At 74.6% G+C, this 4,386-nt stretch carries 4 protein-coding genes and 1 pseudogene; 1 reads left to right on the top strand and 4 read right to left on the bottom strand.

Features of this window, described 5'->3' with window-relative positions; all coding sequences use genetic code 11:
* The first annotated feature begins 38 nt into the window (after nt 1-38).
* The gene (locus tag M8J73_RS43790; RefSeq protein ID WP_249829894.1) at nt 39-1,148 is read left to right on the top strand and encodes an aromatic acid exporter family protein; all 1,110 of its coding nucleotides are present in this window, start codon (nt 39-41) and stop codon (nt 1,146-1,148) included.
* 15 nt (nt 1,149-1,163) lie between these two features.
* Here the strand turns inward: M8J73_RS43790 and M8J73_RS43795 are convergent, their stop codons facing one another.
* From M8J73_RS43795 to M8J73_RS43810, 4 genes and pseudogenes are all read right to left on the bottom strand, one after another.
* Complete coding sequence (locus M8J73_RS43795) at nt 1,164-2,393, bottom strand: PP2C family protein-serine/threonine phosphatase (RefSeq protein WP_055537875.1); 1,230 nt, start codon at nt 2,391-2,393, stop codon at nt 1,164-1,166.
* 149 nt (nt 2,394-2,542) lie between these two features.
* Nucleotides 2,543-3,370, bottom strand: coding sequence for an endo alpha-1,4 polygalactosaminidase (locus tag M8J73_RS43800; protein ID WP_055537876.1), 828 nt, complete (start codon nt 3,368-3,370; stop codon nt 2,543-2,545).
* Nucleotides 3,367-4,032 carry a spherulation-specific family 4 protein gene (locus tag M8J73_RS43805; RefSeq protein ID WP_055537877.1) on the bottom strand — a complete coding sequence of 222 codons (666 nt, stop codon included), beginning with the start codon at nt 4,030-4,032 and terminating at the stop codon, nt 3,367-3,369. Before M8J73_RS43805 ends, M8J73_RS43800 begins: the two co-directional genes overlap by 4 nt.
* A pseudogene (locus M8J73_RS43810) lies at nt 4,029-4,163 on the bottom strand (NAD-dependent epimerase/dehydratase family protein); the annotation flags it as partial. The gene M8J73_RS43805 and the pseudogene M8J73_RS43810, both read right to left, overlap by 4 nt.
* Nucleotides 4,164-4,386 lie beyond the last annotated feature (223 nt).

Genomic DNA, 4,386 nt, shown 5'->3' on the forward strand with positions numbered 1-4,386 from the left:
GAGGAACGGAAGTGGTGCGGCGGCACGGCGGGGCCGTCGTGCTGGCGGTGCGCCGTGCCTGGTCGGGGCCGGGCCGCGAGCGGGACCTGATGGCGCAGGCAGGGAAGGCCGCGCTGGCCGCGTGCGTGGCGTGGGCCGTGGCCGGCTGGTGGCTGAGCGCGCCGATGGCGTTCGTCGCACCCTGGTTCGCGATCGTGCTGGTCGAGTCGACGGTGTACCGGTCGGTCGCCCACGGTCTGCAACAGCTGGCCGCGTTCGCGGTCGGCACGGTCGCGGCGACGGCCGGTGCCCTGCTGCTGGACCACACCCTGGTGGCGATGGTCCTGGTCCTGCCAGTGGTGCTCCTGCTGGCCCAGTGGCAGCGGCTCGGCGCCCAGGGCATCTACGCCGCGACCGGCGCCCTGTTCGTGCTCACCGGCGGCCAGGTCACCGGGGCCGCCGCCGGGGCGCGGCTCGCGGAGGCGGTGTTCGGGGCGCTGGTCGGCATCGCCGTCAACGCCCTGATCCGTCCGCCGGTGTATCTGCGCGACACCCGGGCCGCTCTCTCCGAGGCCGCCCGGGAGGCGCAGGCCATCCTGGAGGCGGTGGCCGACGGGCTCACCGACGGCGCGGGCGATCCGGATCCGCACGCCGCCGGGGAGTGGCACGAACGGGCGCTGCGCCTGTCCCGCCTCGTCGACCAGGCACGGTCGGCGATCGGCTGGAGCCAGGAGAGCATGCGGGTCAACCCGCGCGGCCGCCGCACCCGGGCCCTCGCGCCGCCCGGCCGGGCCTACGACGACGCCCTCACCGTGCTCGACCATGTCGCCGTGCACACGGCGGGCGTGACCCGCACCGTGCTGGAGACCTCCGCCCACGGCTCCCGGCCGGCCCGGCCCGTGCCGGAGATCACCGGCCCCTACGCGGACTTCCTGCGGCACACCGCCCGCGCCGTCGGCCTGTACAGCCGGGCCCGGTTCTCCGCGGGCGGCGCCGACCATGACGCCGACCGGGCGCTGCGGGAGACCGTCGAGGAGCTGTGCCGCGCTCTCGACGACCTGCACCGCCTGCTGCCCGACGCCGTGCGCGACGACCCCGACGCCCTCAGCACCCACGGCACCCTGCTGGCGCAGGCCCGCCGGCTGGCCGATCAGCTCGTCCAGGGGTGATCCGGGGCCGACCGGTCACAGGTCGATGATCACGAGGGCGGTGTCGTCGGTGGCGCCGCTCAGGGGCAGCAGATCGAGCAGGAGGGCGTCGGCGAGGTCCTCCGCGTCGGCCGCGCGATGGCGGGTGAGGGCGTCGGCGAGACGGGCGAGCCCGGTGTCGATGTCCTCGACGCGGCGCTCGATCAGCCCGTCCGTGTACAGGACGAGGGTGTCGCCCTCGGTGAAGTCGACGGTGGCCTGCGGGCGGGCGACGCGGTCGGGGCGGGCGCCGAGCGGCGGGTCGGTCGCCTGGTCGAGGAAGGTGACCGAGCCGTCCGCGCACAGCAGCGCGGGCGGCAGATGGCCCGCGCTGCTGTACATGATGGTGTGGTCGCTCCAGTCGATGCAGGTCTGGACGACGGTGGTGTTCTCGGCGCCCTCGACGGAGTCGGCGTACAGGCCGAGGGCGTCCAGCGCCTGGGCGGGACCGTGCGCGACGAGGGACGCGGCGCTAAGGGCGCTGCGCAGCTGGCCCATGGCGCAGGCGGCGGCGAGCCCGTGCCCGACGACATCGCCCACGGCGACACCGATCCGGTCCTCGCCGGGCATGTCGACGAGGTCGTACCAGTCGCCGCACACGTTCAGCGCGCCGGTGGCCGGCTGGTAGCGCACCGCCGCGCGGTGGTGGCGGACGGGTCCGGGCGCGGGCAGCATCGCCCGTTGCAGGGCGAGGGCGACCTCGCGTTCCCGGGCGTGCGCCCGGCGGAGGCGATCGTTGACCTCCTGCAGCTCACGGGCGCGGGTGTACAGCTCGGCCTCCAGGACCTGGGCCCGGTCGCCCAGCGGGCGGGAACGGGCCCGGATCAGCTCGGTGACCTCCTCCACCTTGTGGATCAGCAGCACCACGGTGCCGTCGGGGCCGACGAGGGGTGCGTTCACGGGGCTCCAGTAGCGCTCCTCCCACTCGCCGGGCTTCTCCGCCGACTCCACGTCGTAGCGTTGCAGCGCCATCGCGTCCCGTTCGCCGCTCTCGACCACCCGGGCCAGGGAGGCGGCGAGGTTCCGCATGCCGCTGGCGCCGGGGTCGGTGGGGTTGTCGGGGAACACGTCGAAGAGGTACCGGCCGACGACCTGGTCCCGGGTGCGGCCCGACTGCCGCAGGAACTCGTCGTTCGCGTCCGCGTAGACCAGGTCGGGCGTCAGCAGCGCCAGCATGCCGGGCAGCGCCTGGAACACCGCCGCGTAGTCCGTCTCCGTCTCCGCCATGGTGCGCCGCCTCAGCGTCTGTGCTTGTTCTGCGATCTCCACCATAGGATCCCGAAGCCGGGACGGCGCGTCTCCGGCATCGAGAAAAACCGCAGTTCACGCAATGTGTCCGGAGGGGGGCACGGAGCGACCGGGCGGGGCGCGGGCGGTCAGCAGGGCTTGCGCCATGCGTCCAGCTCCAGTCGTTTCACCATCGAGGACAGCCGCAGCCGCCGGGACTCCGCGCAGAAACTGCTCCTCGGTTCGGTGTACTCGACGTGGAACACGGCCTTCCCGGCGGCGATGAACGGGCTGAGGTCGGCGCACTCGTCGTACTGGGCGCACTCCTCGTTGACCGCGAAGTCGAAGTCGGCGAGGAGGTGGGGGATCTGCGGAAGGTCGTTCTTCAGGCCCACCGACAGACCGCGCTCGTGGGCGATGTCGGCGATCATGCGGTTGTAGGCGAGCTGGTCGCGGGCGGTGAGCGGGAAGCCGGTGTCGCTGCCGTAGCCCTCGACCAGGTCGGGTTCGACCGCGTCGAAGCCCTTGTCCCGGCACATGTCGAAGCGGCGTTCCATGAGCGGCCGCAGGACGTCCAGGCGTCGGATGTCCAGCCAGCGTTCGCCGGCCCAGCCGTTGCGCTCGCCGAGCACCGAGCGGGGGAAGGCGTCCTTGTCGGGCCGGAAGTCCTCCCAGGCGCCGACGTTGACGTAGCAGATGACCTTGCGGCCGTCGCGGTGCAGCCGGGCCACGTCCGCCGCGGAGTTCTCGAAGCCGTCGATGTCGTAGACCGGCACGTCCGCCGAGGGGTCGACCTTCCCGTCCAGCTGCCACTGCCAGGCGAGCCCGGGACGGGGTCGCCACCGTTCCCCGGCCGGGTGGGAGGTCGGCGTGCCGCGCCCCTCGGCCGGTCGGTCCGGGGTGCCGGTGCAGCCCGCCAGCGCCGACGCCACCAGGGTGGCCAGCAGGGTCGTGTACGCCAGTGCCGTCCGCCTCATCGGTCGGTGCTCCCGGTCAGCGCGGGCGTCAGCCGGGCCCACGGGTTGGGTGGTTCGCCGGTGACGGGGCCGCAGACGCCCGCGCCCCGCTCGTGCGCGGTGCGCACGGCGAGCGGCACGAGCGCCTCGGGCACCCCGTAGACGAGGTGGCACAGCCGTTCGGGCGGGTGGCGGGCGGTCCACGCCGGTCTGCTGAACGACGACACATACGTCGACCAGTGGCCCTCGAAGGTGATGGTCAGGTCGGCGAGGCGGGCATAGCCGGGGGCCGGGTGCACGCCGGGGTTGAGGACGACCGTCTCCGCGCCGAGCCGGCGCAGCGCGCGGACCAGCCGACGGCAGGCGGGCAGGCCGTCCGGGGTGGCCGTCACCTGGTCGAGGAAGCAGCCGTCGGCCGCGTACCACTCCCGGTGACGGCGTACGTCGTCGGCGATCTCGGAGCGGTCGCGCATCCCGTAGTCGGTGTCGACGTAGCCGAGGAGCCGGGCCCCCGCCCCGCGGAGCGCGGCGGCGGCCGCGCCGAACGCGGGGTCGGGGTGGTCGCCCGGCCCGTTCGCCGGGTTGAGGACGACCGCGTAGGTGCGGGCCGCGGCCGTGATCAGCCGGTGCCAGGCCCCGGGGTCCTCGGCCGGGTGGACGTAGAGGGGCACGAGCAGGCTCACCGCGGGCCTTCCCAGAGCGCGGTCAGGGCGTCGTCGAGGGAGTACTCGGGCCACCAGCCGAGCGCCTCCTCGGCGGCGGAGATGTCCGAACACTGCCACGACACGTCAGCCGACCGAACGGACCCACCCCCGGCCGCCCCTGCCCAGGCCCCCACCCCGACGCCGCCCACTCCGGCCGCCCCGACCTGGCCGACCTGACCGGCTCGACCGGCGTGACTGGCGTGACCATCCGGGCCGACTGAGTACGCCGCACCAGCGAGGCCCGCCAAGTGGCCCGAGCCCGCCGGGCCCGCCGAGTGGCCCGAGCCCGCCGGGCCCGCCGAGTGGCCCGAGCCCGCCGGGCCCGCCGAGTGG

The sequence above is a fragment of the Streptomyces neyagawaensis genome, assembly GCF_023516595.1.
In the GTDB taxonomy this organism is placed as follows: domain Bacteria; phylum Actinomycetota; class Actinomycetes; order Streptomycetales; family Streptomycetaceae; genus Streptomyces; species Streptomyces neyagawaensis.